Here is a 25,929-nt window from a genome sequence, read left to right as displayed (position 1 = left end):
TCATATAAAAACTTTATTATTTAATTTTAGCATTACTATAGTGTAATATAGTAAGATAAAATCATAAAATAAAAAATTTTTAAATATTTATTTGATTAATATAATTAAATCGTTAATTATAAAGAAAAATATAATCAACATATCTAAAATTTTTATCATTTTGTTAAAAAGATATAAAACTATGTTAAATCCTTATTTATTACGTAACGAATTACTTTCAGTAGCAAAAAAACTGTTAAAAAAAGGTTTTAAATTAGATATTTCATTAATATCTAAGATGGAAAATAAAAGAAAAAAAATACAAATACAAACTGAAAATTTACAATATGAACATAAATTATTATCAGATTTATTCAGAAAATCAAAAATTTTAAAAGAAAATAATGAAACTTTAAAAAATAAAATAGCAAAATCTAATCAAAATTTAGATATATTAAAAAATGAATTGAATCTTTTAAAAGAAAAAATTTATAATTTTTCTATATCCATACCTAATATACCATCTCAAGATGTTCCAGAAGGAATTGGGTCACATAATAATAAAGAAATAAAATATTGGGGTAAGAAAAAAAAATATGACTTTATTGTTCAAGATCATATAGAAATAGGTAATAAACTGAATCAAATAGATTGGAAATCTGCAGCTAAAATATCAGGTTCAAAATTTGTTGTTATGAAAGGAAATATTGCGCTTTTGCATAGAGCATTGAGTCAATTTATGTTAGATTTTCATACTACTCAACATGATTATATAGAAACACATGTTCCTTATTTAGTAAATTATGATTCTTTATATGGTACAGGACAATTGCCTAAATTTAGTGATGATTTATTTCATGTTAATACTGCAGATAAAAAAAAGTATATGTTAATACCTACAGCTGAAGTTCCTTTAACTAATTTATTTAAAAATGAAATATTAGATGAAAAATATTTACCTATTATGTTAACTGCTTATACACCTTGTTTTAGATCAGAAGGTTCTTCTTATGGGCGTGATAATAAAGGTTTAATTCGATTGCATCAGTTTGATAAAGTAGAACTTGTGCAAATTGTTCAACCAGAATTATCTATGCAAGCATTAGAAATATTAACTAATCATGCAGAAAAAATTTTACAACTTTTAGAGCTTCCCTATAGAAAAGTTTTATTATGTGGTGGAGAAATGGGCTTCTCTGCAGCTAAAACATATGATTTAGAGGTATGGTTTCCTTCTCAAAAAAAGTATAGAGAAATTTCATCTTGTTCAAATATGACTGACTTTCAAGCACGTCGCATGAAAACTAGATATCGAAAAAAATTAGAAAAAAATAATCATTTTGTACATACATTAAATGGATCTGGTTTAGCTGTAGGAAGAACACTAGCAGCAATATTAGAAAATTATCAACAAGAAGATGGTCGGGTAAAAATTCCAAAGATATTACAAAATAAATATATGAAAAATATCAAATTTATAAACTAATTATATTTATAATAATTATTGGTGAGATGATGAATTCAATTTATAATTTTAGTGCTGGACCAGCTATGATTCCTAAAGATGTTCTTAAGAAGGCGCAAAAAGAATTAAAAAATTGGAATAATTTAGGATGTTCTGTTATGGAAATTAGTCATCGTACTAAAGAATTTCATCAAGTGATTAAAGAAGCAGAAGAAGATTTAAGAGATTTATTAAACATACCTGACACTTATAAAGTATTATTTTGTCAAGGAGGAGCTAGAGGTCAATTTTCAGCGATTCCTATGAATTTATTAGGGAATCTTTCAAGAGCTGATTATATTAATAGCGGTTATTGGTCTAATTCTGCATTTTTAGAATCCAAAAAATATTGTAATTCTAAAAATATATTAATTAGGAAAACAAAAAATAACAACATTTATCTTTTAAAGCCTTCAGAATGGAATATCAGTAATATTTCTGCTTATATTCATTATTGCCCTAATGAAACTATAGATGGATTATCATTATATGAAGAACCAAGTTTCCAAAATAAAATAGTTGTTGGAGATTTTTCATCATTTATTCTATCACGATCAATTAATATTAACAAATATGGATTAATTTACGCTGGTGCTCAAAAAAATATTGGTCCTTCAGGAATTACAATCGTTATTATTAGAAAAGATTTAATAGGATATGCTTCTAAACTATGTCCATCTGTTTTTGATTATAATATTATGCATCAATATAATTCTATGTTTAATACACCACCTACATTTGCTTGGTATTTATCAGGTTTAGTATTTAAGTGGCTTAAACAACAAGGTGGAATAAAAAAAATTGAACAGTTAAATAAAAAAAAATCAGACTTATTATATCAAGTGATAGATAATAGTCATTTTTATATTAACAATATAGATAAAAAAAATAGATCTCAGATGAATGTTGTGTTTCATTTGTTTAATTCAGAATTAGATAAGATATTTTTACAGGAATCAAATAAATTTGGTTTATATGCTTTGAAAGGACATTTTATAGTTGGTGGTATGAGAGCTTCAATTTATAACGCCATGCCTATCGAAGGTGTAAAAAAATTAGCAAAATTTATGTTATTTTTTGAAAAAAAATATGGATAAAAGTTTTTTATTTCCAAAATAAAGAGTGTATATGTACTATGCAAAATTTTTTAAAATTAAATCCAGTATCTTTTGTTAATGGTATTATTTATTTACCTGGATCAAAAAGTATTTCAAATAGAGTTTTATTATTATCAGCCTTAACTAATGGCACAACTACTATTAGTAATTTACTAGATAGTGAAGATACTCAATATATGCTATCTGCTTTAAAAAAAATAGGCATTTTTTATTCTTTGTCAGATAAAAATAAAACTTGCTACATTCATGGTAACAGTCAATCATTTGAAGTAAAACATCCTATTTCATTGTTTTTAGGTAACGCTGGAACAGCTATTAGACCACTTCTTTCTGCTTTTTCATTATACACAAATAATGTTACTTTAACAGGCAACAATAGAATGCATGAAAGACCTATTAAACATCTTGTTAATGCTTTACAACAAGGTGGCGCAATTATTGAATATAAAAATAATTTAGGATATCCCCCAGTTTCTACAAAAGGCGGTTTTATAGGTGGTTTAATTACATTAAATGGAAGTATTTCTAGTCAGTTTTTAACTTCATTATTAATAATTGCTCCACTGGCATTAAAAAATACAACTATATTTATAAAGGGAAATTTAGTTTCTAAACCCTATATAGATATTACAATAAAATTAATAAAATTATTTGGCATAGATATTAGACATGATTCTTATTCTGTATTTTATATTACAGGAAATCAACAGTATAAAACACCAGGTAATTATACAATTGAAGGAGATGCTTCTTCAGCTTCATATTTTCTAGCTGCTGCTGCAATTAAAGGAGGATCAGTTAAAGTTGTTGGAGTTGGAAAAAAAAGTATTCAAGGTGATATAAAATTTGCTACTGTTCTTGAAAAAATGGGGGCAATTATTAATTGGGGTGATTCTTTTATTATATCTACTAAAAGTAAATTAAAAGCAATAGATTTAGATATGAACCATATTCCTGATGCAGCTATGACTATTGCTATAGTAGCTTTATTTGCTCAAGGAACGACTATTCTTAGAAATATATATAATTGGAGAGTTAAAGAAACAGATAGATTGTCTGCTATGACAAAGGAATTAAAAAAAGTTGGAGCAATAGTTAAAGAAGGTAAAGATTTTTTATCTATTACTCCCACTGATAGTTTAAAATCAGCTGAAATTAATACTTATGATGATCATCGTATGGCGATGTGTTTTTCATTATTATGTTTATCTAATGTTGGTGTTAAAATAATTAATCCTAATTGCGTAATTAAAACTTATCCAAAATATTTTCAAGATTTTTTAACTATTTGCAAGAGTCAATAAATATAATAAGTTTTTTAAAATAATAATACTTAATAGGTAATATCTTGTTTATTTCAAATATTTTATATGTATAAAAATATGAATAATAATATTCCTGTAATTACAATTGACGGACCAAGTGGTTCTGGAAAAAGCACTTTATGTAATGTAATAGCAAATAAATTAAATTGGTGTATTCTGGAATCTGGTGTAATATATAGACTATTAGCAGTTCTAATATTAAAAAAAAATATTCCTATTATTGAAAAAAATATAATTTCTATTTTAAACAATTTTAATTTTGCTTCATTTAAAAAAAAAAATAAAACTTCTAAAATAATTCACTTGCAAATAGTTGGAGAAATAGCTTCTAAGTTAGCTACTTTTTCAAAAATTAGAGAAATTTTGCTTTATAAACAAAGATATTTTCGAAAATTACCTGGTTTAATAGCAGAAGGAAGAGATATGGGAACAATAGTATTTCCTGATGCTATTATTAAGTTCTTTTTAACTGCTAATTTGGAAACTCGTGTTGATCGAAGAATACAACAATTGAAAAAAACAGGATTAACTGTTAGTTATAAAGAATTGTTCCAACAAATACAAATTCGCGATGAACGCGATCAAAATCGATTAATTTCTCCTTTATACCCATCAAAAGATGCTATAATATTAGATTCTACTAATATGACACTTTCTGAAGTCATCGAATACTCTATGAAAGAAATTAATAAAAAAATAATTATATGATTCAATGTAAAATTTAGAATTTAAATTCCAAAAAATAAACTTTATAATAAGGATTATTATAATATATAAAACAAGCTCATTTTAACATGAAGTTAAAGTGAACATTAATAAAAATTTTTTAACATTATTAATATGAATGAATCTTTTGCTCAATTATTTGAAGAATCACTAAAAGAAATTAAAACACGTCCTGGTTCTATTATTCGTGGTGTTATTGTTTCTATAGAAAAAGATATAATTTTAGTTGATGCTGGTCTTAAATCCGAATCTGCAATTCCATTGGAACAATTTAAAAATTCTCAAGGTTTAATTGATGTAAAAGTTGGAGATTATGTTGATGTTGCTTTAGATGCGATTGAAGATGGTTTCGGGGAAACACTTTTATCTCGTGAAAAAGCAAAAAGACATGAAGCATGGCTAGTTTTAGAACAAGCGCATGAAACATCAAAAACTGTAACTGGTATAATTAATGGAAAAGTTAAAGGTGGGTTTACTGTTGAATTAAATGATATACGTGCATTTTTACCTGGTTCTTTAGTTGATATTAGACCTATTCGAGAAACTATTCATCTTGAAGGCAAAGAATTAGAATTTAAAGTTATTAAATTAGATCAAAAAAGAAATAACGTAGTTGTTTCACGTAGAGCTGTTATTGAGTCAGAAAATAGTGCTGAAAGAAATCAATTGCTTGAAAACTTGCAAGAAGGTATTAAGATTAAAGGAATTGTAAAAAATCTTACAGATTATGGAGCTTTTGTAGATTTAGGTGGTGTAGATGGATTATTACATATTACAGATATGGCATGGAAAAGAGTTAAACATCCAAGTGAAATAGTTAATGTTGGTGATGAAATTCATGTTAAAATTTTAAAATTTGATAAAGAAAAAACACGTGTATCTCTTGGACTAAAACAATTAGGAGAAGATCCATGGATAGCTATTTCTAAACGTTATCCTGAAGGAATTAAATTAAGTGGTCGTGTCACGAATCTTACAGATTATGGTTGTTTTGTTGAAATCGAAGAAGGTGTAGAAGGATTAGTGCATGTATCAGAAATGGATTGGACTAATAAAAATATTCACCCTTCTAAAGTAGTTGTTGTTAATGATATAGTAGATGTTATAGTTTTAGATATTGATGAAGAACGTCGTCGTATTTCACTTGGATTAAAACAATGTAAAATTAATCCATGGCAAGAATTTTCTGAAACTCATAAAAAAGGAGTTCATGTTGCTGGCAAAATTAAATCTATTACAGATTTTGGCATTTTTATTGGTTTAAAAGGCGGGATCGATGGGTTAGTACACTTATCTGATATTTCTTGGATAGTTCCTGGTGAAGAAGCAGTTAAAGATTACAAAAAAGGCGATGAAATTTCAGCAGTAGTATTACAGGTAGATGCAGAACGAGAGCGTATTTCATTGGGTATCAAACAATTAGGAGAAGATCCTTTTAATACATATATTTCAAATTGTAAAAAAGGAACGATAATTAACGGAAAAATTAAATCTTTTGATAATAAACAAGTTATTGTAAAATTATCAGAAGGTGTTGATGGAAATGTTAAATTTTCCGACTCTTCTATTCAATATGAAGAGTTTATAAAAAAATTTAAAATAAATGATAATATTTCAGTAAAAATTTCTAATTTTGATCGAAAAAATAGAAATATCAGTTTAAATATCCATGTTATAGATAATAATGATGACAAAAAAGATATAAAAAATAAATTAAGCAATAAACAAAATGATGAAATATTCTCTAATGTAATGGCAGAAGCTTTTAAAGCTGCTCAAAATACTGAGTAATTACTTAAAAGTAAAAATATATTTTTTATAATTAAAATTATCTAAAGTAAATAAATTTTAAAATAGAGGATATATGATAAAGTCAGAGCTATTCGAAAGAATTTCAAAAAAAAAATCATATTGAAAATAAAATAATAGAACTAGCTGTAAAAGAAATGTTAGAACATATGTCTTTCGCATTGGCTCACGGTAAAAGAATAGAAATTCGAGGATTTGGAAGTTTTTCTTTACGTTATCGAGTCTCTCGTGTAGGTCGAAACCCTAAAACTGGAGAAATAATTAAGTTGAGTGCAAAATATGTGCCTTACTTTAAACCAGGAAAACAATTACGCAACCGAGCTAATATATATAAATAAAAATTTTTAACATTTGATTTTAGAAACTAAGTTAATATATTTTTATAAACAACTTAGTTTCTATATTTTATCACATTTATTTAAGCATTACTTAAATATTATCAAAGAGTATTAAAATGAAAAAAAACTTTATTGTAGCAAATTGGAAATTAAACGGAAATATTGAAACAATTTCTAATTTCTTAAAATATTTAAAATTAAAAATACCACTTTATTCACAGTATAATAAAATTGTCATTGCACCTTCAACTATATATCTTGAAAGAGTTTATAGAAAAATAAAAGATATAAATGTTTTTCTTGGTGCTCAAGATGTCGATATAAACAAAAAAGGAGCTTTTACAGGAGAAACATCTATATTAATGTTGGAAGATATTGGTGTTAAATATGTTATTGTTGGGCATTCTGAAAGACGTTTTTTTCATAATGAAACGGATAAATTAATTGCAAAAAAATTTGGTTTAATTAAAAGTTTAAATTTAATTCCTATTTTATGTATAGGAGAAAGTGCAAATGAAAAAAAACAAAATAAAACTGAAAAAATTTTAAAAAATCAATTAGATGTGATATTTGAGTATTTTGGAGAAAAAGCGTTTATAAATGCAATAATTGCATATGAACCTATTTGGGCAATTGGAACAGGCGTATCAGCCGATCCTATATATGTTCAATCAATACATAAACTTATAAAAAATCATATTAATAAATATAATGCAAACAATATAGAAAAATTAATTGTTCAATACGGTGGTTCTGTTAATTCTAAAAATGCTAAAAGTTTTCTTGAGCAACCTGATATTGATGGATTACTAATTGGTAGCGCTTCTTTAATGCATAAAGAATTTTTAAAAATTCTTAAAATATCAAATGATATTTTATGTAAATAACTAATTATTTATAAATTTTTTATATATCCATCCACCTAAATTTATACCTGATATTGGCGCAATTATAGATGTTAAAAAATATGAGAAATAACTATTATTTACTCCAGTAAAAGCTATTTTTCCCCATCCTATTAAACTTAAAAAAATTCTAGGACCTAAGTCATGCGCTGGATTTAAGGTAATGTTATTTAAAGATCCTAAAGATATATTAATAATCGCAACTAATATTCCTATTAAACATGGGTTAAATTTTTTTTGAATAACAAAAAAATTTTTTTTATCATTAATTATCATAAGTGCAATAATAAAAAATATTGAAATAATTATTTCTAATATAAAATTACGTATAAGAATATAATTTTTTTGAGGATAAACACAAAAAATTGAAGCTAATTGCAGACTTTCTTTCGTTCCCCGTGTGATATTATATTTATGTTCGAATGATATTAGTAAATTATGATAAATATAATATATTAATATTGTAAAAAAAAAAGCACCAGAAATTTGAGAAATAATATATGGAATTACTTTTTTTTTATTAAATTTATAAAATAACCAAAAAAAAATAGTAATAGCTGGATTTAAGTGGGCTCCAGATATTGAAATACTTAAATAAATTGACAAAGCTACTGAAAAACCCCAAATAATACTCATTTCATATTTATTAAAATGAAAATTTGTTAATTTTGATGCTGCTAAACATCCAACTCCAAAAAATATTATTAAACCTGTTCCTAAAAATTCAGCAATGCACTGTTGTAATATATTTTTTTTACTACATATATTCATTATTTTAATACCTATATAATTTTATTATATAATTGTTTTTTTAGATTAAACAATAAAAATCAAAATTTAGAGCGCCGGAAAAACCGGCACTAATTTTATATTAATAAAGTTTTTTAGCAGTAATTAACCAATCTTTTTTAAACACACGTTTCATATTTTTTAGCGCATTTGTGATGTCATTAAACACCATTTTTTCGTTTTGAATACCAATACATTTACCCTTATAACCTTTAATTAATAACTCTACAGAATAAGCACCCATTCTAGAAGCTAATATACGATCATATACTACTGGAGCACCTCCTCTTTGTATATGACCTAATATGGTAGCTCTAGTTTCACGGTGAGTTTCATTTTCAATATATTTAGCTAATGCTTCCACATCACATATATATTCTGTAATTGCAACTATTGCGTGTTTTTTGCCTTTTGCAATACCTGCTTTTATTTCTGAAACTAATTCTTCTTTTGTATATTTAATTTCTGGAAGCACAATAAATTCACAGCCACCTGCAATTGCTGCAGCTAATGTTAAATCGCCACAATATCTTCCCATAACTTCTACAATAGAAATACGCTGATGAGATGAAGAAGTATCTCTTAACCTATCAATGGCTTCAACAACAGTCTCTAAAGCAGTAAAATAACCAATAGTATAATCAGTACCTGCTACATCATTATCTATAGTCCCTGGAATGCTAATACATGGCATTCCCATCTTCGTTAATTTTTGAGCACCTATATAAGATCCATCACCTCCAATAACAACCAATGCATCTATCTTTCTTTTTTGAAGATTTTTGATAGCTATACTTCGTATTTCATTTTTATAAAAACCAGAAAATCTAGCAGAACCAAGAAATGTTCCACCTCTATTAATCATATCTGATACACTATATCTATCTAATTGTATCATTCTATTTTGATATAATCCTAAATACCCATCATAGATTCCAAATACTTCTAATTTTTCACTTAATGCTGTTCTTACTACTCCCCTAATTGCCGCGTTCATTCCAGGAGCATCGCCACCACTAGTTAATACTCCAATTCTTTTAATCATAATAATCTCGTTTTTAACTACTATAAAAAATTATTTTCTATATATTTAATATTTAAAAATATACGTCTATAAATATATTTTAAATATTTTAAGATAATATATTAATTTATATTGAAATTAAGAATTAAAGATATTAAAAACTTTTAGCTAATTCTGATTGCATAATTTAAATATATATGTTTTATCAAAAATATATCTTCTCTTATGTAAATAAGAGATAATATATAATATGTGTTGATTTTAAATCGAAAAATGTGTTTTTAAATAATTTATTTTAAATAATACCATTTAGTAGGAATGTATTTTTTATCAAATTCTAAAACAATTGGAACTGCGGTTGGGATTTCTAATTCTATAATTTTTTTATTATCAATTTCTTTCAAATATTTTATTAATGCTCGTAATGAATTTCCATGTGCTACAATTAGTATTTTTTTTCTATTTTTTAATTGCGGATAAATAATTTTTTCCCAATAAGGAATTACTCTTTTTATAGTTATTTCTAAACTTTCTCCTTTCGGAAGTTTATTGATATCAACATTAGAATAACGTATATCATTTCCTGGGAAACGTTTATCTTTTATATCAATTTGAGGAGGGATAATATTAAAACTACGTCTCCATAAAAGAACTTGTTCATGTCCATATTTTTGAATGATTTCATTCTTATTAAATCCTTCTAAGGCACCATAGTGTCTTTCGTTTAAACGCCATGATTTTTGAACTGATAACCAAGGTTGATTTATTTTTTTAAGAATATATTGTAAAGTATATATTGCTCTTTTTAACATAGAAGTATGTGCTTGATCAAAAAAAAATTTTTCTTTTTTTAATAATAAACCTGCTTTTTTAGCTTCATTTTTTCCACGCTCACTTAGATCCGAATCATGCCATCCAGTGAATTTATTTAATTGATTCCATTCACTTTCGCCATGTCTAATTAAGACTATTTTATTCATTACTTCATCCTTTTTATTTATATAGATAAGATGTATTTTTTATCAAAATATTTTAATCAATTTTTATTCGTATGTCATTATTTCTTTAAAATAAAACATATTTTTATATGTATTAAAAAATTAAAGATTATATTTTATGAAAAAATAAAAAAATTTTTTTAAATTAAATATTTAGATAGAAAATAATAAAAGTACAGTTTATTTTTAAATACTGTACTTTTAATATGTATGAAAAATGAATTGTTAAAATTTTTTAATTTTTTTAAACATCAATTAAAATACGATTAAAATCTTCTAATATATTTTTTATTTTATTTAAAAAGCTTACAGATTCTTTACCATCAATTAAACGATGATCGTAAGATAATGCTAAATACATCATGGGAAGAATTTTAATTTTTCCGTTTATTGCCATTGGACGTTCTTTGATAGCATGCATTCCTAGTATAGCTGTTTGAGGCGGATTGATAATTGGTGTAGACATTAAAGATCCAAAAACACCACCATTAGTTATGGTGAAATTTCCTCCAATTAGTTCTTCTATTTTTATTTTATTGTTAAGACTTTTAATAGAAAATTCTTTTATTTTTTTTTCTATATCTGCCATTGACATTTGATCGGCATTTCTTAACACTGGAGTTATTAAACCTCTAGGTGTTGAAACAGCAATACTAATATCAAAGTTTTTATAAAAAACAATATCTGTATTATCAATAGTAGCATTTATTTCCGGAAAAATTTTTAATGCTGCTATTACTGATTTCACAAAAAAAGACATAAATCCAATACGAACACCATATTTTTGCTCAAAAGATTCATTATATTTTTTTCGTAAAGAAATAATTGACTGCATATTTACTTCATTAAAAGTAGTAAGCATAGCTGTATTATTTTTTGTTTGTAATAATCTTTCAGCTATTTTTTGACGTAATCGAGTCATTTTGACTCTATAGGTATTATTTGAATTATTAAACGTATTATTTAGATTAGAATTTTCGTGAACATTTTTTTCAATATCTTGTTTTCTAAATATATAATTTAACTGATTAGGTATAATAGAAGATTGATCGATATTATTAATTTTAATAAAACGTCTAGCAGAAGGTGTAAAATAATGGTTGATATTTTTATTTGAAGCAAAATTAATATGCTTGTTTCTTTCAGGGGTATCAATTTTATTTATAGAAATTTTTTTTTCTTTTGTTGTTGATTCTGTTTTTTTTTTTCAATGTTACTTATTTTAGTTATATTTCCTATTATTTGAGTTGATTTAACAATTGAACCTGTTTTTTCTAAAATAACACTTAATATTCCATCACATGGAGATGATACTTCTAACATTATTTTATCTGTTTCAATATCGACTATATTTTCATTAGAATATACTGTTTCTCCTATTTTTTTATGCCATTTTGCTATTACTGCATCACTCACAGAATCTGGTAGATCTGGAACAAGAATATTAATTTTATTCATTTTTTATTCCTATTATTTAAGTAAGCGTTAAATTTAAAGCATTATATATTAATTGTTCTTGTTCTTTTTTATGTAGTGTAATATGACCTACTGCCGGAGCTGCAGAGGATGAACGACCAATATAATTTAGTCTAGAGGAAAATGGTAAAATATCATATAAATAATTTTTTATATAAAACCATGCGCCTTGATTATATGGCTCTTCTTGACACCAAATAAAATCTTTAATATAAAAATATTTTTTTAATATATTTGATATTTCACTAATAGGAAATGGATATAATTGTTCAATACGAATTATAGCAATGTTCATGATGTTATTTTTATTTCTATATTCTAAAAGATCATAATATATTTTACCAGAACAAAAAATTACACGTTTAATTTGTTTTAAATTATTACTAATTTCATCTATTATTTTTTTAAAACTATTTTTTATTATATCTTTTAAAGAAGAAGCAGCCATCGAATGTCGCAAAAGAGATTTAGGAGTAAAAATGATCAATGGTTTATAAATATTTTTGAATGCTTGTTTTCTTAACAAATGAAATATTTGGGAAGATGTAGTAGGAATACAAATTTGTATATTATTTTGGGCACAAAGTTGAAGAAATCGTTCAATTCGACCTGAAGAATGTTCTGGCCCTTGTCCTTCATAACCATGAGGTAAAAAAATAACTAAATTAGATTTTTTATTCCATTTTTGCTCACCAGAGCTAATAAATTGATCAATAACTACTTGTGCTCCATTAACAAAATCTCCAAATTGTGCTTCCCAAATAGTCAAAGTATTTGGAGAATATAATGAATATCCATATTCAAAAGCTAAAACTGCTTCTTCTGATAAAACAGAATCCCAAATTTCAAACTTTCCTTGATTATTTTTAATATGTTGTAATGGTATGTAAATAGATCCATTGCTTTGGTCATGAATACAAGCATGACGATGAAAAAAAGTTCCCCGACGAATATCTTCACCTGAAAGACGACATGAAATACCTTCATTTAGTATTGTTGCATAAGCTAAAGATTCAGCAGCACCCCAGTCAAATAATTTTTTTTCTTCAGACATTTCAATTCTATCTTGATAAATTTTTTTAACTCGTCTATGTACTTCAATAGATTCAGGGAGAGTATTAATCTTATAAAGCAATTTTTGAATATCTTGAAAATTTAACTTTTTTAAAGTTTTTTCTATTTTGAAAATATTTATATTTTCGCTTTGAAAATTTATATCTTTCTCTTGACAAAAAATTGTTTTTCCTGTCGTTAATTTATTAGAATATTCTTCTACTATTTTATTAACATCATTAATTGTAATTAAGTTTTGATTAATTAATAAATTCGAATATATTTTACTTATAGTAGGATGATTTTGAATTTTTTTATACATAGCAGGTTGGGTTACAAAAGGATCATCAACTTCATTATGACCATGTCTTCTATAACAAACTAAATCTATAAAAACATCTTTATTAAATTTTTTCTTAAAATCTAAAGCTAATTGAGTAGCAAAAATAGAAGCTTCTATATCATCAGCATTTACATGAAAAATAGGTGCTTGAATTAATTTCGCAATATCAGTACAATATTTGCTAGATCGAAGATATTTAGGATTTGAAGTAGTAAAACCAATTTGATTGTTAATTACAATATGAACTGTACCTCCTATTGTGTAACCTTCGGTTTGAGACATATTTAATGTTTCTTGTACTACACCTTGTCCAATAATTGAAGCATCTCCATGAATACTAATAGATAAAACTTGATTTTTTAAACATTCTGATTGATCTATCGATGCTCGTGTGACCCCAAGAATCACTGGATTGATTATTTCTAAATGTGATGGATTGTATTCTAATTTTAAATTAATTATTTTACTTTGATTTTGAATATATGAAAAACCTCCTGAATGATATTTAACATCTCCGCTTTTTTTTGTAGATATATTAATGCCAGAAAATTCATCAAATAATATTTTAGGGTTTTTATTTAGAACATTTACTAATACGTTTAATCTACCTCTATGAGCCATTCCTATAATAATATCTGAAATATCATTATTTTTCGAATAACGTATTATTTCACGTAACATTGTAATAAGTGTTTCTGCTCCTTCTAAAGAAAATCGTTTTGCACCAGAAAATTTTTTTCCTAAATATTTTTCTAAAGTTTCTGCATAAATGACTTCTTTTAAAAATTCTATTTTTTTTTGTTCTGAAATCAAGTTTTCTTTAAAGTATAATTCTATATATTCTGTAATCCATTTTTTTTGATATACATTATCAATGTACATATATTCAAAACCAATAGAATTACAATATTTTTTATTTAACTTATTATATAAATCTATTACTTTTATTTTATAATTAGGATTTTTTTGGAAATTAATTTCTACTGTTGTTTCTAATTCACTTTTATTAAATTCATAAAATAAAAGTTCTAAATATGGATATTTTTTTTGTTTTTTTAATTTAATAGGATCTATTAAAGATTTTTTATAACCTTTTTTTTTAAAAAAATTAATCATTCGATTAATTTTTTTATCTAATTGATTATTATTTTTTTTATTTGATTCTTTAAATTCTATTTTTTCATTTTTATTTAAAATATGATTTAAAAAATTATTGTTTTCTATAGTATGTTTATTATTATTAGATAAGTTTATAAATGCTTTTTGCCATGAATCATTGATAGATAATGGATTTTTTAAAAATTCTTGATATATAAATTCAATATATTTTTGATTCTCGCAAGATAACCAAGAAGAGTCGAATAATTTTTTTATTATATTTTTACTCATAATTTTCATCTAAAGTTTTAACGAATTGTTTTTAAATTTAAATAATGCATTTTAAATAATTATGCAGGATTATAAATATCAATAAAAATAACATCTAAATTATGTGTTTTTTGTAACCATTTACCTAAAGCTTTAATTCCATATTTTTCACTACAGTAATGCCCAAGTGCAAAAAAATGTATGCCTAATTCTTTAGAAATATATATCGTTTCTTCAGAAACTTCACCTGTTAAAAAAGCATCAATACCGAATTTATATGCCTGTTTAATAAAATTTTGTCCTTTTCCAGTACACCAAGCTATACGACTAATGTAATCTGGAGCATTTTGATAAAAATGTATAGGTTTTTTTTTAAAAATTTTTTCTATTTTTTTTGAAAAATCAAAACCACTTATTTTAGGTTCTAACACACCCCATAAAACATAGGGAAAAACTTCACCTTTAACAGAAATATTTAGTTTTTTAGAAATTTGTATATTATTGCCTAATTCCGGATGAATATCTAATGGTAAATGCCAACTATATAAATTAATATTATTAGTAAGTATAGTTTTTAACCTATTTTTTTGAACATGATGAATATATTTAGAATCTTTACTCCAGAAATATCCATGATGAACAATAATAGCGTTAGCTTTATGGTATAAAGCTGAATTTAATAAATCTTGACATACACTTACACCTGTAATAATTTTTTTAACTATTTTATCGCCTTCTATTTGCAATCCATTAGGTACTATATCTTCATTGTATTTATTAAATAATTTTTCATTAATAATTTTTTCTAAAACAAAATTTTCCATATAATTTGATCTTTTTTTATTTTAAAATAATTGAGCCAATTGATATGTCGACAAAAACTTTTCTTTACTATTTTTGTAATTTATAATTGGTTTTGGGTAATCTATTTTACAACCATTATTAATAATCCATTCATGTGGACTATGAATATGATTATCTGGTATTATTTTTAATTCAGGTAAATATTTTTTTATGAATATACCCGATTTATCAAAAATTTTAGACTGGCGTAATGGGTTGAATATACGTATATAAGGAGTTGAATCACTACCGATTGATGCAGACCACTGCCATCCTCCATTATTTAATGCGTAATCCCCATCAATTAAATTGTACATGAAATATTTTTCACCTTCTCTCCAATCTATTAAAAGATTTTTTACTAAAAAACTCGATGTAATCATTCTTAATCTATTATGCATCCATCCTATTTTATTTAATTGTTTCATAGCTGCATCAATTATAGGAAAACCAGTTTGTCCATTTTTCCAGGCATTAAAATAATTTACATTATTTTCCCAACTTATTTTCTTTTCCCATTGTAATAATGATTCAGATTTTCCAAGTATAGGAAAATTAATTAATAAATGATAATAAAATTCACGCCATATTATTTCATTTATCCAAGATGAATTGAGCGCTATAGTTAATGATTTTTTTTTATATTCTTTTAAAAATATTTGTAAACAATGCCTTACAGATATCACTCCCAAGGATAAATAAGGAGAAAGCATACTAGTATTATTTAAATACGGAAAGTTTCTTTTTAATAAATAATCTTCAATTTTATTACTACAAAAATATTTTAGTTTATTAATCGCTGCTTTTTCTCCAACAGGAAATAAATTTTCATTAAAATTTATATTAACATTTTTAATAAAATGTACTGGATATATATTGTAGTTATTAAAATTTCTTTTTTTCGGAATAGGAAAACATATTGGAATTTTTTTTGATAAAGAATCTATTATTTTTTTTTTAAAAAAATAAAATTTTTTATAAGATTCATTATTTTTACTTCTTATTTTAATAGGTTCAATTAAAATATTATCATGAAAACCTTCAACAGAAACACCTTGTTCAGATAATTTTTGTGTTATTAAATAATCTCTATTTTTTTCGTTGATCTCATATTGATAATTATAAAATAAACGATTAATTTTATTTTTATGACAAAAATAAAATAAATATTCTGCAGAATTTAAAAAATCAGTACATTCATGATGATGCAAGATAATATTTAATTTTAATAGTTCTTTTTGTAAAAAAATTAAATTTTGATAAAGAAAAGATATTTTTTTAATAGATACATAATGTTTATCCCATTGTTTTGGAGTAAAAATAAACAAACCTATTACTTGATCTGTATCAGATAAGCACGCTTTATATAATGCTGTATTATCATAGATACGAAGATCATTTCGAAACCATATTAAATTTTTATTCATTATTTCAATTTTAAAGTTTTTGTATTTATAATAAATAACATATTATAGTTTTATTAAAAATTTTAGTAAATTTTTAAAAATTTTTTCTTTTAAAATAGAAATAAAAAATTTTTAAAATATTAACTTATCAGAAGTGCAACAAAAATAAATTATAAAAATTTTATAATTTAAATAAATTTAATTTTATATACTTTAAAAGTATTTTGTGAGTTTGTATATTTAAAGTTAGAAATTTAATTTTTAAGAAATTTTTTAATATATAGGTAAAAATATGGAAAAAATAGGTATTTTTTTTGGAAGTGATACTGGAAATACAGAAAAAATAGCAAAAATTATTCATCAAAAAATAGGGAAAAATAACTCGATTTTATTTGATATTAGCAATACTTCTAAAAAAGATATAGAAAGTTTTAACAATTTAATATTTGGCGTCCCTACTTGGTATTATGGTGAAGTTCAATGTGATTGGGATGATTTTTTACCTATTTTAAAAGAAATAAATTTTTCAAATAAAACTGTTGCACTTTTTGGATGTGGTGATCAAGAAGATTATAGTGAATATTTTTGTGACGCATTAAGCGTAATATATAAAACTATAAAAAAAAATAAAGCAAAAATAATTGGCGAATGGCCAACAAAAGGATATATTTTTGATTCTTCTAAAGCTCTATTAAATAAAGACTATTTTGTAGGATTAATTTTAGATGAAGATCGTCAATCAGATCAAACTACATATCGTATTAAACAATGGATAAAAAACATAATTTCTAAATTTTATTAAAAATATTATATAATTATTACAAATAATTTATTTTTATAAGTATAAAAATATAATAATTTATCTATCTAATATGCAAAAAAAATAATATGGTTATTAAAATAAATCAATTTAATTTGTTAAAGAGTATACCAAGAAAAAAACATCGCGAAAATATTAAAATAAATCATATAAATCTTCCGTTTTTAGGTAAAGATGTTTGGACGTTATATGAATTATCTTGGTTAAATTTAGATGGGTTACCACAAATTGCTATTGCTAGAATAGAATTTGATGTTACCACTATAAATATTATTGAATCTAAAAGTTTAAAACTATACATAAATAGTTTTAATCAAATTAAATTTTCAAAAAGTATTCATTTAATCGAACAACTTAAACATGATTTAAATCAATGTGCAATGGGAAAAGTTTGTATAAAATTATTTAATTTAAATGAAGTTGAAAACGCAGGTATATCAAAATTTTCGGGTATTTGTATAGACAATAAGAATATTTCAATAAAATCATATAATTATAACAAACTATTACTTAAAACTTCTTCTAAAACTCAACAAGTAGTTACTGAGTCTTTATATAGTGATTTATTTAAATCAAATTGTCCTGTAACTAATCAACCTGATTGGGCATCAATAAATATTATATATACTGGTCAAAAAATTAATCATATTGCGTTATTAAAATATTTAATTTCTTTTCGCACTCATAATGAATTTCACGAAGAGTGTATTGAAAGAATATTTAATGATATTCAAAATATTTGCTGTCCTAAAAAACTTACTGTATATGCTAGATATAATCGAAGAGGAGGTATTGATATTAATCCATGGCGTAGTAATATTTTTTTTGAACCTTCTTTTGTTAGATTAGCTAGGCAATAAAGTTATCTATTAAATATTTTATATTTTTTGAATATGCAGTATTAAGTAAAAACTTAATACTGCTATTGCATCAAATATAAATATAAATTTATTTCATAGAAACTAATGCAACTAAATCTAAAACTTTACTAGAATAACCAGTTTCATTATCATACCATGCGATAAGTTTTGCAAAATTTTTATTTAATGATAAACCTGCTTTTATATCAAATATTGAAGTTAATTCTTCTCCATTAAAATCTGATGATACTACTTCATCTTCTGTATAACCTAAAATTCCTTTCATTTCTTCTTTTGAAGCTCGTTTAATAACAGAACATATTTCTTCATATGTTGCTGATTTTTGGAAGCGCACTGTTAAATCTACAACAGATACATTAGATGTAGGAACGCGAAAAGCCATACCTGTTAATTTTCCATTTAAGCTTGGCAAAACTTTGCCTACAGCAACCGCTGCACCAGTCGAAGAAGGAATAATGTTTTGTAATGCTCCTCTGCCTCCTCTCCAATCTTTATTTGAAGGCCCATCAACAACTTTTTGAGTAGCTGTTGTAGCATGTACAGTAGTCATTAAACCTTCAATAATATTAAAATTATCATCTATTACTTTAGATAAAGGAGCTAAACAGTTAGTTGTACAAGACGCATTAGATACAATATTTTCACCATTATATTTATCAAAATTAGCTCCTTTAACAAACATAGGAATATCATCTTTAGAAGGACCAGTTATTACAACTTTTTTTGCTCCTGCTAAAATATGTTGATAAGCGGTTTCTCTTGTTAAAAACAGTCCTGTAGATTCAATTACTACATCAATTGATAAATCATTCCACATTAACTCTTTAGGGTTTTTTATTGAAGTAATTCTAATTTCTTTTCCATTAACAATAATATTTTTATTTTTTACTTCAATATTTTTTTTAAAAACACCATGTGTAGAGTCGTATTTTAACATATAAGCTATATATTTAGGATCCATTAAGTCATTTATTGCTAAAATTTCAATATTTTTTCGTTTTTGAGCTAGTCGAAATAAAACACGTCCAATACGACCAAAACCATTTATACCTACTTTAATAGTCATTATTTCACCATTATTTTGTTAGTAAATTATAAATTAGTATTAAATTTATAAAAAATTTTAATTAACTAAAAAATATTTTTTAATGATATTAAAAAACTAAAATTTTTTTAATATCTCACTCGGATCTATTTTTGAAGCGTAATATGAAGGATACCAATTGGAAATAATGCCTATTATTATAGTGCTAATAAAAATAATGATTATATCTGATAAATTTAATTTTAATAATAAAAAGTGGTGGTAATAAATATTATTTATTAATAATTTATTACTAAAATATTTCTCTAAAAAAAACATAATCTTTTTACTGTTAAAAACAGTTATAATTCCAGCGGCTGAACCTATCAAATTACCTATTAAGATCAAACGAAAACCATAATATAGAAAAATTGATTGAATAAGAAAATTATTAGCACCTATACTACGTAAAATAGAAATATCTTTTGTTTTTTTAGAAATAGATAATAATGATATAGATATAACACTAAAAGAAGATATAATTATTAGAAAAAATAATATAATATATATTATTATTTTAATTTTTTTAATATCATCATATACATATCTATAATCATTTATCCAGGTATATAAAAAAACAGAAGTGTGAATTTTTTTAGCTATATTTAAAATAATTTGATTAGCTTCTAATGGATTAGACATATATAATTCAATAGCATTAATATTATTTTTTATATTAAAATTATCTTGAAAAAAAGAAAAAGGAATTAATCCTATGTTAGAATTTGAAATTCCATTAGAATTAAATATAGATTTAATTTGGAAAGAAAATATTTTTATTTTATTTAATTGAAAAGGAAATTTGTCATTTAAAATTACTATATCAATCCAATCTCCTTTTTTTATTAATAAATCTTGAGCTAAATCAGAAGAAAGAATTATTTGATTATTCTTAAAATTATTTAAATTTGATAAATAATGCGTCTTTTTCTGAAAAGAAAAATATTTTTTTATATATTTAATATTTTTAAAGCTTTTAATATTAAATAATTTAATATTATTATTTTTTAATAAAACTCCATTCATTAAAATATATGGTTCAGAATAATTAATGCCTTTTATACAATTAATTTTTTTTATAATTTCTTCCCAATAAAAAAATGGTTGATTTGTTGATTTTATAATACCATGAGGCAAAGATGATAAAATATTTTTATTGACTAATATCTTAAAACCATTCAAAGCGCTTATACTAATAATTAATATAAAAACACTAATAGAAATTCCTATTTTAGATAAAACAGAAATTAAAAACATTATGTGATTTTTATTATTTTGAAAATATAATCGTTTTGCAATAAAAAAAGGTAAAAAATTCATTTAATGTTTTTTTTTTATATTTAGTTGAGCGTTTTTTATTTCATATAAAATATGCGCTTTATTTGCGAGAAAAAGATCATGCGTTACAATTAAAAAAGAAGTATTTAAATTATTATTTAATTCGAATATTAAATCAAAAATTATTCTTGCATTATAAGCATCTAAATTACCAGTAGGCTCATCTGCTATTATTAGTTTGGGTTTGTTTACAAAAGCTCTAGCAATAGCTACGCGTTGTCTTTCTCCGCCAGATAATTCAGATGGATATTTATTAATTTTTTTCCCTAAATTAATCTTCATTAATATTTCATATGATTTTTCTTTAGCTTCTTTAATACTTTTATTACTAATTAACAATGGCATTGCAACGTTTTCAAGTACATTAAAATCTAAAAGTAAATGATGGAATTGATAAATAAATCCTAATTTTGAATTTCTTAATTTAGCTATTTGATTAGAAGACATTGAGTTTAACGGTATATCATCAAATAAAATAGTTCCAAAAGTAGGTTTTTCTAAACCACTTATCAAGTGTAAAAAAGTGCTTTTTCCAGATCCTGATTTTCCAATAATAACTGCTATATCACTTTTATTAAGACAAAATGATACATTTTTTAGAATATGAATTGTTTTTATATCATCTTGATAAGATTTACTTAGATTAATACACTGTAGAATTATATTATTCATTAGATAAAATTTTAGAAGGTGTTGATTTAGTAATGCTCCAAATTGGATATAATGTAGATAGGATGGAAATTGATATAAATATAATATTAATTAAAAAAATTTGAAAAGGGAAAATTTCTATTGGAATACTGATATCATTAAAAAAAATATTTGTTAATAGATTTAAAAAATTTTTTTGTAAGATTAATACAAAACTAATTAATGTTCCTAATAAATTTCCAATCACAGTAGTACTTGATCCTAGTGTAATAAATATTAACATAATTTTTTTTCGACATAATCCTTGTGTTTGTAAAATTGCAATAATATTTTTTTTTTCTATCATATTTACTGTTAAAGTAATAACTACATTAAGTCCTACAACTAATAAAATTGAAATAAAAAAAAGTAATGTAATATATCTTTCGATTTGAACTGCTTTAAATAATTCACCTTGTTTTAATTGCCAATCCAAAAAGAGCAAATTATTTTTTTTGGTTTCAAATATATTTATATTAAAAGAAAATGGATCTTTTAACCAAATCCTCCAACCAGTAACATAATTGTTATAATAATGTAAAAAATTTAAAGCAATTTGAGTATTAATTAATATTTGATAATTATCTATTTCATTATTTGTACTAAAAAATCCAGTTACTTTAAATATTTTTTCATTAAATTTTTTTGTCAAAAGATTTTTTTTACTATTAGGAAAAACTATTAGCTTAATTAAATCATTAACATTTATATTTAATTTTTTTGCTAACTGTTTTCCTATAATAATGTTATTTTCTTGAGAATTTAGTGTATATAAAATATTTTTAATATTATAATTTCTAAAAAAATTATAATTATTTTCTTTAAAAGCAACAATTTCACCTATACCTATATTTTTTTTATTTTTTATAAGAACTTTACTACTAATAAAACTAGATACTTTTTGAATATTTTGTAATTTTAAAATATCTTTAGGAAAATCAGATTCATTTATATAATAGTTTTTGTTAGTAATAATTAAATGAGGAATAAATGATAAAATATTTTTTTTAAATTCATTTTGAAATCCATTAACTAAAGATAATGTAATAATAATAGATAATATACCAATACTAATCCCTATAATAGACAAAACAGTAATAATTTTTTTAAAACTTGTTAAACGAGAATTCCATAAGTAACGTAAACCAATAAATAGATATATAGGCTTATACATTAAGAATATCTTTTATAGTTAAAATTTTTTGTTAATAAAAAATAAATTAATTAAATAGGAAGTGGTATTTTACCATAATTAAAAAAATATTTTTATATTTAACATATTAATTTTAAAAATTTAAATAATAACTTTAATTAAAAAATCAATTTAAAACATATATGTATAAAAAATAAATTATAATGTTTCTTTTAAGTTTTATAATTTATTTGTTTTATATGTTTTTTATTATTAATATTTTAATTTATAAAAAATAAATCATATTTTATTTTTTTAAAAAATATCTTAATGTAATCTTAATGTAATAAAACATAAATAAAATTATTTTATAGTATTGATTATATTTTTAAAATATATAGATTTACTTGTATTTTATTAAAAAAATTTTGAAAAGAACTACAACGTTTTAACTATTAATAATATTTAATTAAAAATTTAATTTTTATAACTATTTTTAAAATTTTAATTAAAATTAAAGAACTTTCATTTTATTTAAAAAAATATTATATTATGAAAAAATCTTTTAAAAATATAGAAAATAAAAATTCTGTTAGTGATAGATATCAGAAACTACCAATTTATTTTCAAAAAAATAACAATAAAATAAATTATAATAAAATTTTTTCTTTTTTATATGATTTTTCGGGAAAAACTATTTTTTTTATAACAAAAAAAGAATGTTTAATAACAGTTTTAAAAAGTTTAAATTTAAAAAATATTTATCCTAAATATATAAAAAATATTTATGAAATTAATGATAAAGATAATTTTTTTTACATTATAGGTAACTTATATAATAGTTTTATAGACACCCAAAAAGATTTATTGTTTCTGTCTACAAAAGAAATATTTAAAATAAGTAATAATAAAAATATCTCACTAATCAAAAATCAATTTTTATATCAATTAAAAATCAATGATCTTATCATACATATCCAACACGGTGTTGGAAGATACCAAGGATTGGCTACAATAAAAACTGCTAGTTGTGAATCTGAATATTTAGTTATTTTATACGCAGAAGAAAATAAGTTATATGTACCTATTTCATATTTACACCTTATTTCACCATATGTTGGAAATATAGAAAAAAATGTTGTTTTAAATAAATTAGGACATGATAAATGGAATAAAGAAAAAAATAAAATTAGTAAAAATTTATGCGATCATGCTGCAATTTTATTAAATATTTATGCAAATAGATTATCAAAAAAAGGTTTTGCATTTAAAAAAAATGAAAAAGAATATAATCTTTTTTGCAAAGAATTTCCATTTAAAGTTACTTTAGATCAAAAAAAAGCTATAAAATCTGTGCTAAACGATATGTATAAATCTATTCCTATGGATAGATTAATCTGTGGTGATGTAGGTTTTGGAAAAACAGAAGTTGCAATGCGAGCTGCTTTTATATGTATATCTAATAAAAAACAAGTTATTGTTTTAGTACCTACAACATTATTAGCGGAACAACATTTTAATAGTTTTAAAAAACGATTTTATAATTGGTCTGTAAATATAGACATATTATCTAGATTTAGTAATGCAAAAGAAAAAGAAAAAATTTTAAAAGATATTAAACTTGGTAATATTAATATATTAGTAGGTACTCATAAAATTTTATTTGAAAATATTACATGGTATAATCTTGGTTTATTAATTATTGATGAAGAGCATCGATTTGGCGTGACTCATAAAGAAATAATTAAAGAAATATATTCTCACATTGATATATTAACTTTAACAGCAACACCAATTCCTCGTACATTAAATATGGCAATGAACGGTATAAAAAGCTTATCTATTATATCAAATCCACCAGAAGAAAGAAAAAAAATAAAAACTTTTATAGAAGAATATAATCCTATTTTAATAAAAAAAGCAATTTTCCGAGAAATTTCTCGAGGTGGACAGGTATATTATATATATAATAAAGTTCGAGGTATTAATAATATAGCTATGAAATTGCTAAATTTAGTTCCTGATGCAAAAATTAAAGTTAGTCATGGTCAAATGAATCATAATGAATTAAAAACAATAATGAATGAATTTTATCAAAATCATTTCAATATATTAGTTTGTACAACTATTATAGAAAGTGGAATTAATATACCGAAAGCAAATACTATTATTATTGAAAATTCAGATTATTTTGGATTGTCTCAATTACATCAACTAAGAGGTAGAATTGGACGATCTAGTACTCAAGGATATGCTTTATTACTTGTAAATAATTTAAAAAAAATTACAATAAATGCAAGAAAAAGACTAGAAGCAATTTCTGAAACAAACAATTTTGGAGGAGGATTTAATTTATCTAATAGAGATTTAGAAATTAGAGGAATAGGTGAGTTACTTGGAAAAGAACAAAGTGGTCATGTAAATGGTATAGGAATTAATTTATACATAAAACTATTACATCGAACCATTAAACTTTATAAGAATGGAGAAAAAAAGATATTATTAGAAGATTTAATAAAAAAATCAGACATTGAACTACATGTGCCTTCGTTATTACCAAAAAATTATATTCATGATGTAAGTCAACGATTATTTTTTTATGAAAGAATCGAAAACGCTAACAATGAAAAAGAAATTGAAAAAATATATTTTGAACTTTTAAATCAATTTGGAAAATTGCCAACATTTGCTGAAAATTTAATTTTAATTGCTAAAATTAAATTATTAACAAAAAAAATTGGAATTTCTTATATTAAATCTAGTAAAAATATAGGAATTATAAAGTTTAATAAAATTAATTCAATTAATATGGAATACTTACTTTCTAGATTTAATAAAGAACCTCATCTTTGGAAAATGATTGACTCTACAAAACTAAAATTTATTCATAATTTTAAAGATGATTTTTTACGTTTAAATTGGATTTTTAATTTGTTAAAAAATTTAAAAAAAATATCAAATAAAAAACATGAATTATAAA

General features: G+C 23.2%; 19 protein-coding genes and 2 pseudogenes. 10 read left to right on the top strand and 11 right to left on the bottom strand.

The features are described from left to right. Nucleotides 1-181: 181 nt before the first annotated feature. From serS to tpiA, 7 genes and pseudogenes are all read left to right on the top strand, one after another. The gene (serS, locus tag D9V60_RS01585) at nt 182-1,465 is read left to right on the top strand and encodes a serine--tRNA ligase (protein ID WP_158360609.1); all 1,284 of its coding nucleotides are present in this window, start codon (nt 182-184) and stop codon (nt 1,463-1,465) included. Nucleotides 1,466-1,494: 29 nt separating this feature from the next. After that, complete coding sequence (gene serC, locus D9V60_RS01580) at nt 1,495-2,580, top strand: 3-phosphoserine/phosphohydroxythreonine transaminase (protein ID WP_158360608.1); 1,086 nt, start codon at nt 1,495-1,497, stop codon at nt 2,578-2,580. A gap of 38 nt (nt 2,581-2,618) precedes the next feature. Then, entirely contained in the window at nt 2,619-3,905 is a 1,287-nt protein-coding gene (gene aroA / locus D9V60_RS01575; protein ID WP_158360607.1) for a 3-phosphoshikimate 1-carboxyvinyltransferase, read from the top strand. Between the two features lie 78 nt (nt 3,906-3,983). Next, a complete protein-coding gene (gene cmk, locus D9V60_RS01570; protein WP_180818816.1) occupies nt 3,984-4,634 on the top strand; it encodes a (d)CMP kinase in 651 nt (216 codons plus the stop codon). Nucleotides 4,635-4,766: 132 nt separating this feature from the next. After that, nucleotides 4,767-6,443: a 30S ribosomal protein S1 gene (rpsA, locus tag D9V60_RS01565; protein ID WP_158360605.1), complete on the top strand. Its 1,677-nt coding sequence runs from the start codon at nt 4,767-4,769 to the stop codon at nt 6,441-6,443. Nucleotides 6,444-6,516: 73 nt separating this feature from the next. Then, nucleotides 6,517-6,799, top strand: a pseudogene (gene ihfB, locus D9V60_RS01560) (integration host factor subunit beta). 116 nt (nt 6,800-6,915) lie between these two features. Continuing rightward, nucleotides 6,916-7,686 (top strand): triose-phosphate isomerase, encoded by a 771-nt coding sequence (gene tpiA, locus D9V60_RS01555; RefSeq protein ID WP_158360604.1) that lies wholly within the window; start codon nt 6,916-6,918, stop codon nt 7,684-7,686. Here the strand turns inward: tpiA and D9V60_RS01550 are convergent, their stop codons facing one another. The 7 genes and pseudogenes from D9V60_RS01550 to phrB all read right to left on the bottom strand — a co-directional run bounded on the left by D9V60_RS01550 (nt 7,687) and on the right by phrB (nt 17,025). After that, nucleotides 7,687-8,475 (bottom strand): MIP/aquaporin family protein, encoded by a 789-nt coding sequence (locus D9V60_RS01550; RefSeq protein WP_158360603.1) that lies wholly within the window; start codon nt 8,473-8,475, stop codon nt 7,687-7,689. Nucleotides 8,476-8,575: 100 nt separating this feature from the next. Then, nucleotides 8,576-9,538 (bottom strand): 6-phosphofructokinase, encoded by a 963-nt coding sequence (gene pfkA, locus D9V60_RS01545; RefSeq protein WP_158360602.1) that lies wholly within the window; start codon nt 9,536-9,538, stop codon nt 8,576-8,578. A gap of 269 nt (nt 9,539-9,807) precedes the next feature. Further along, nucleotides 9,808-10,497 (bottom strand): 2,3-diphosphoglycerate-dependent phosphoglycerate mutase, encoded by a 690-nt coding sequence (gpmA, locus tag D9V60_RS01540; protein ID WP_158360601.1) that lies wholly within the window; start codon nt 10,495-10,497, stop codon nt 9,808-9,810. 262 nt (nt 10,498-10,759) lie between these two features. After that, nucleotides 10,760-11,973 (bottom strand): annotated as a pseudogene (gene sucB / locus D9V60_RS01535) (dihydrolipoyllysine-residue succinyltransferase). A gap of 16 nt (nt 11,974-11,989) precedes the next feature. Then, nucleotides 11,990-14,776 (bottom strand): 2-oxoglutarate dehydrogenase E1 component, encoded by a 2,787-nt coding sequence (locus D9V60_RS01525; RefSeq protein ID WP_158360598.1) that lies wholly within the window; start codon nt 14,774-14,776, stop codon nt 11,990-11,992. 59 nt (nt 14,777-14,835) lie between these two features. After that, on the bottom strand, nt 14,836-15,579 hold the full coding sequence (locus D9V60_RS01520; protein WP_158360597.1) for a Nif3-like dinuclear metal center hexameric protein: 744 nt from the start codon (nt 15,577-15,579) through the stop codon (nt 14,836-14,838). Between the two features lie 21 nt (nt 15,580-15,600). Then, nucleotides 15,601-17,025 carry a deoxyribodipyrimidine photo-lyase gene (gene phrB / locus D9V60_RS01515; protein ID WP_158360596.1) on the bottom strand — a complete coding sequence of 475 codons (1,425 nt, stop codon included), beginning with the start codon at nt 17,023-17,025 and terminating at the stop codon, nt 15,601-15,603. Between the two features lie 271 nt (nt 17,026-17,296). Between phrB and fldA the strand changes: the two genes are divergently transcribed. Continuing rightward, nucleotides 17,297-17,806, top strand: coding sequence for a flavodoxin FldA (fldA, locus tag D9V60_RS01510; protein WP_158360595.1), 510 nt, complete (start codon nt 17,297-17,299; stop codon nt 17,804-17,806). 86 nt (nt 17,807-17,892) lie between these two features. Further along, nucleotides 17,893-18,684, top strand: a complete 792-nt coding sequence (queF, locus tag D9V60_RS01505; RefSeq protein WP_158360594.1) for an NADPH-dependent 7-cyano-7-deazaguanine reductase QueF — start codon at nt 17,893-17,895, stop codon at nt 18,682-18,684. Between the two features lie 88 nt (nt 18,685-18,772). Here queF and gap read toward each other — a convergent pair whose 3' ends face one another. The 4 genes from gap to D9V60_RS01485 all read right to left on the bottom strand — a co-directional run bounded on the left by gap (nt 18,773) and on the right by D9V60_RS01485 (nt 22,991). After that, nucleotides 18,773-19,771: a type I glyceraldehyde-3-phosphate dehydrogenase gene (gene gap / locus D9V60_RS01500; protein WP_158360593.1), complete on the bottom strand. Its 999-nt coding sequence runs from the start codon at nt 19,769-19,771 to the stop codon at nt 18,773-18,775. Nucleotides 19,772-19,867: 96 nt separating this feature from the next. Then, nucleotides 19,868-21,109, bottom strand: a complete 1,242-nt coding sequence (locus D9V60_RS01495; RefSeq protein ID WP_158360592.1) for an FtsX-like permease family protein — start codon at nt 21,107-21,109, stop codon at nt 19,868-19,870. Next, the gene (gene lolD / locus D9V60_RS01490; RefSeq protein ID WP_158360591.1) at nt 21,110-21,799 is read right to left on the bottom strand and encodes a lipoprotein-releasing ABC transporter ATP-binding protein LolD; all 690 of its coding nucleotides are present in this window, start codon (nt 21,797-21,799) and stop codon (nt 21,110-21,112) included. Then, nucleotides 21,792-22,991 (bottom strand): ABC transporter permease, encoded by a 1,200-nt coding sequence (locus D9V60_RS01485; protein ID WP_158360590.1) that lies wholly within the window; start codon nt 22,989-22,991, stop codon nt 21,792-21,794. The genes lolD and D9V60_RS01485 overlap by 8 nt, the downstream gene beginning before the upstream one ends. A 426-nt stretch (nt 22,992-23,417) precedes the next feature. Between D9V60_RS01485 and mfd the strand changes: the two genes are divergently transcribed. Then, entirely contained in the window at nt 23,418-25,928 is a 2,511-nt protein-coding gene (gene mfd / locus D9V60_RS01480; protein ID WP_315984303.1) for a transcription-repair coupling factor, read from the top strand. Nucleotide 25,929: the final 1 nt, after the last annotated feature.

It is taken from the genome of Buchnera aphidicola (Aphis craccivora), assembly GCF_005082145.1.
Classification (GTDB): Bacteria; Pseudomonadota; Gammaproteobacteria; order Enterobacterales; family Enterobacteriaceae; genus Buchnera; species Buchnera aphidicola_U.
This window is presented reverse-complemented; position numbering and strand designations above follow the sequence as displayed.

Bases quoted from the DNA above. Each gene is read 5' to 3' on its own strand.
- cmk (WP_180818816.1), top strand. From the start codon at position 3,984: ATGAATAATAATATTCCTGTAATTACAATTGACGGACCAAGTGGTTCT.
- serS (WP_158360609.1), top strand. From the start codon at position 182: ATGTTAAATCCTTATTTATTACGTAACGAATTACTTTCAGTAGCAAAA.
- D9V60_RS01520 (WP_158360597.1), bottom strand. From the start codon at position 15,579: ATGGAAAATTTTGTTTTAGAAAAAATTATTAATGAAAAATTATTTAAT.
- pfkA (WP_158360602.1), bottom strand. From the start codon at position 9,538: ATGATTAAAAGAATTGGAGTATTAACTAGTGGTGGCGATGCTCCTGGA.
- D9V60_RS01495 (WP_158360592.1), bottom strand. From the start codon at position 21,109: ATGAATTTTTTACCTTTTTTTATTGCAAAACGATTATATTTTCAAAAT.
- gpmA (WP_158360601.1), bottom strand. From the start codon at position 10,497: ATGAATAAAATAGTCTTAATTAGACATGGCGAAAGTGAATGGAATCAA.
- lolD (WP_158360591.1), bottom strand. From the start codon at position 21,799: ATGAATAATATAATTCTACAGTGTATTAATCTAAGTAAATCTTATCAA.
- tpiA (WP_158360604.1), top strand. From the start codon at position 6,916: ATGAAAAAAAACTTTATTGTAGCAAATTGGAAATTAAACGGAAATATT.
- gap (WP_158360593.1), bottom strand. From the start codon at position 19,771: ATGACTATTAAAGTAGGTATAAATGGTTTTGGTCGTATTGGACGTGTT.
- rpsA (WP_158360605.1), top strand. From the start codon at position 4,767: ATGAATGAATCTTTTGCTCAATTATTTGAAGAATCACTAAAAGAAATT.
- fldA (WP_158360595.1), top strand. From the start codon at position 17,297: ATGGAAAAAATAGGTATTTTTTTTGGAAGTGATACTGGAAATACAGAA.
- serC (WP_158360608.1), top strand. From the start codon at position 1,495: ATGAATTCAATTTATAATTTTAGTGCTGGACCAGCTATGATTCCTAAA.
- D9V60_RS01485 (WP_158360590.1), bottom strand. From the start codon at position 22,991: ATGTATAAGCCTATATATCTATTTATTGGTTTACGTTACTTATGGAAT.
- aroA (WP_158360607.1), top strand. From the start codon at position 2,619: ATGCAAAATTTTTTAAAATTAAATCCAGTATCTTTTGTTAATGGTATT.
- D9V60_RS01550 (WP_158360603.1), bottom strand. From the start codon at position 8,475: ATGAATATATGTAGTAAAAAAAATATATTACAACAGTGCATTGCTGAA.
- D9V60_RS01525 (WP_158360598.1), bottom strand. From the start codon at position 14,776: ATGAGTAAAAATATAATAAAAAAATTATTCGACTCTTCTTGGTTATCT.
- phrB (WP_158360596.1), bottom strand. From the start codon at position 17,025: ATGAATAAAAATTTAATATGGTTTCGAAATGATCTTCGTATCTATGAT.
- queF (WP_158360594.1), top strand. From the start codon at position 17,893: ATGGTTATTAAAATAAATCAATTTAATTTGTTAAAGAGTATACCAAGA.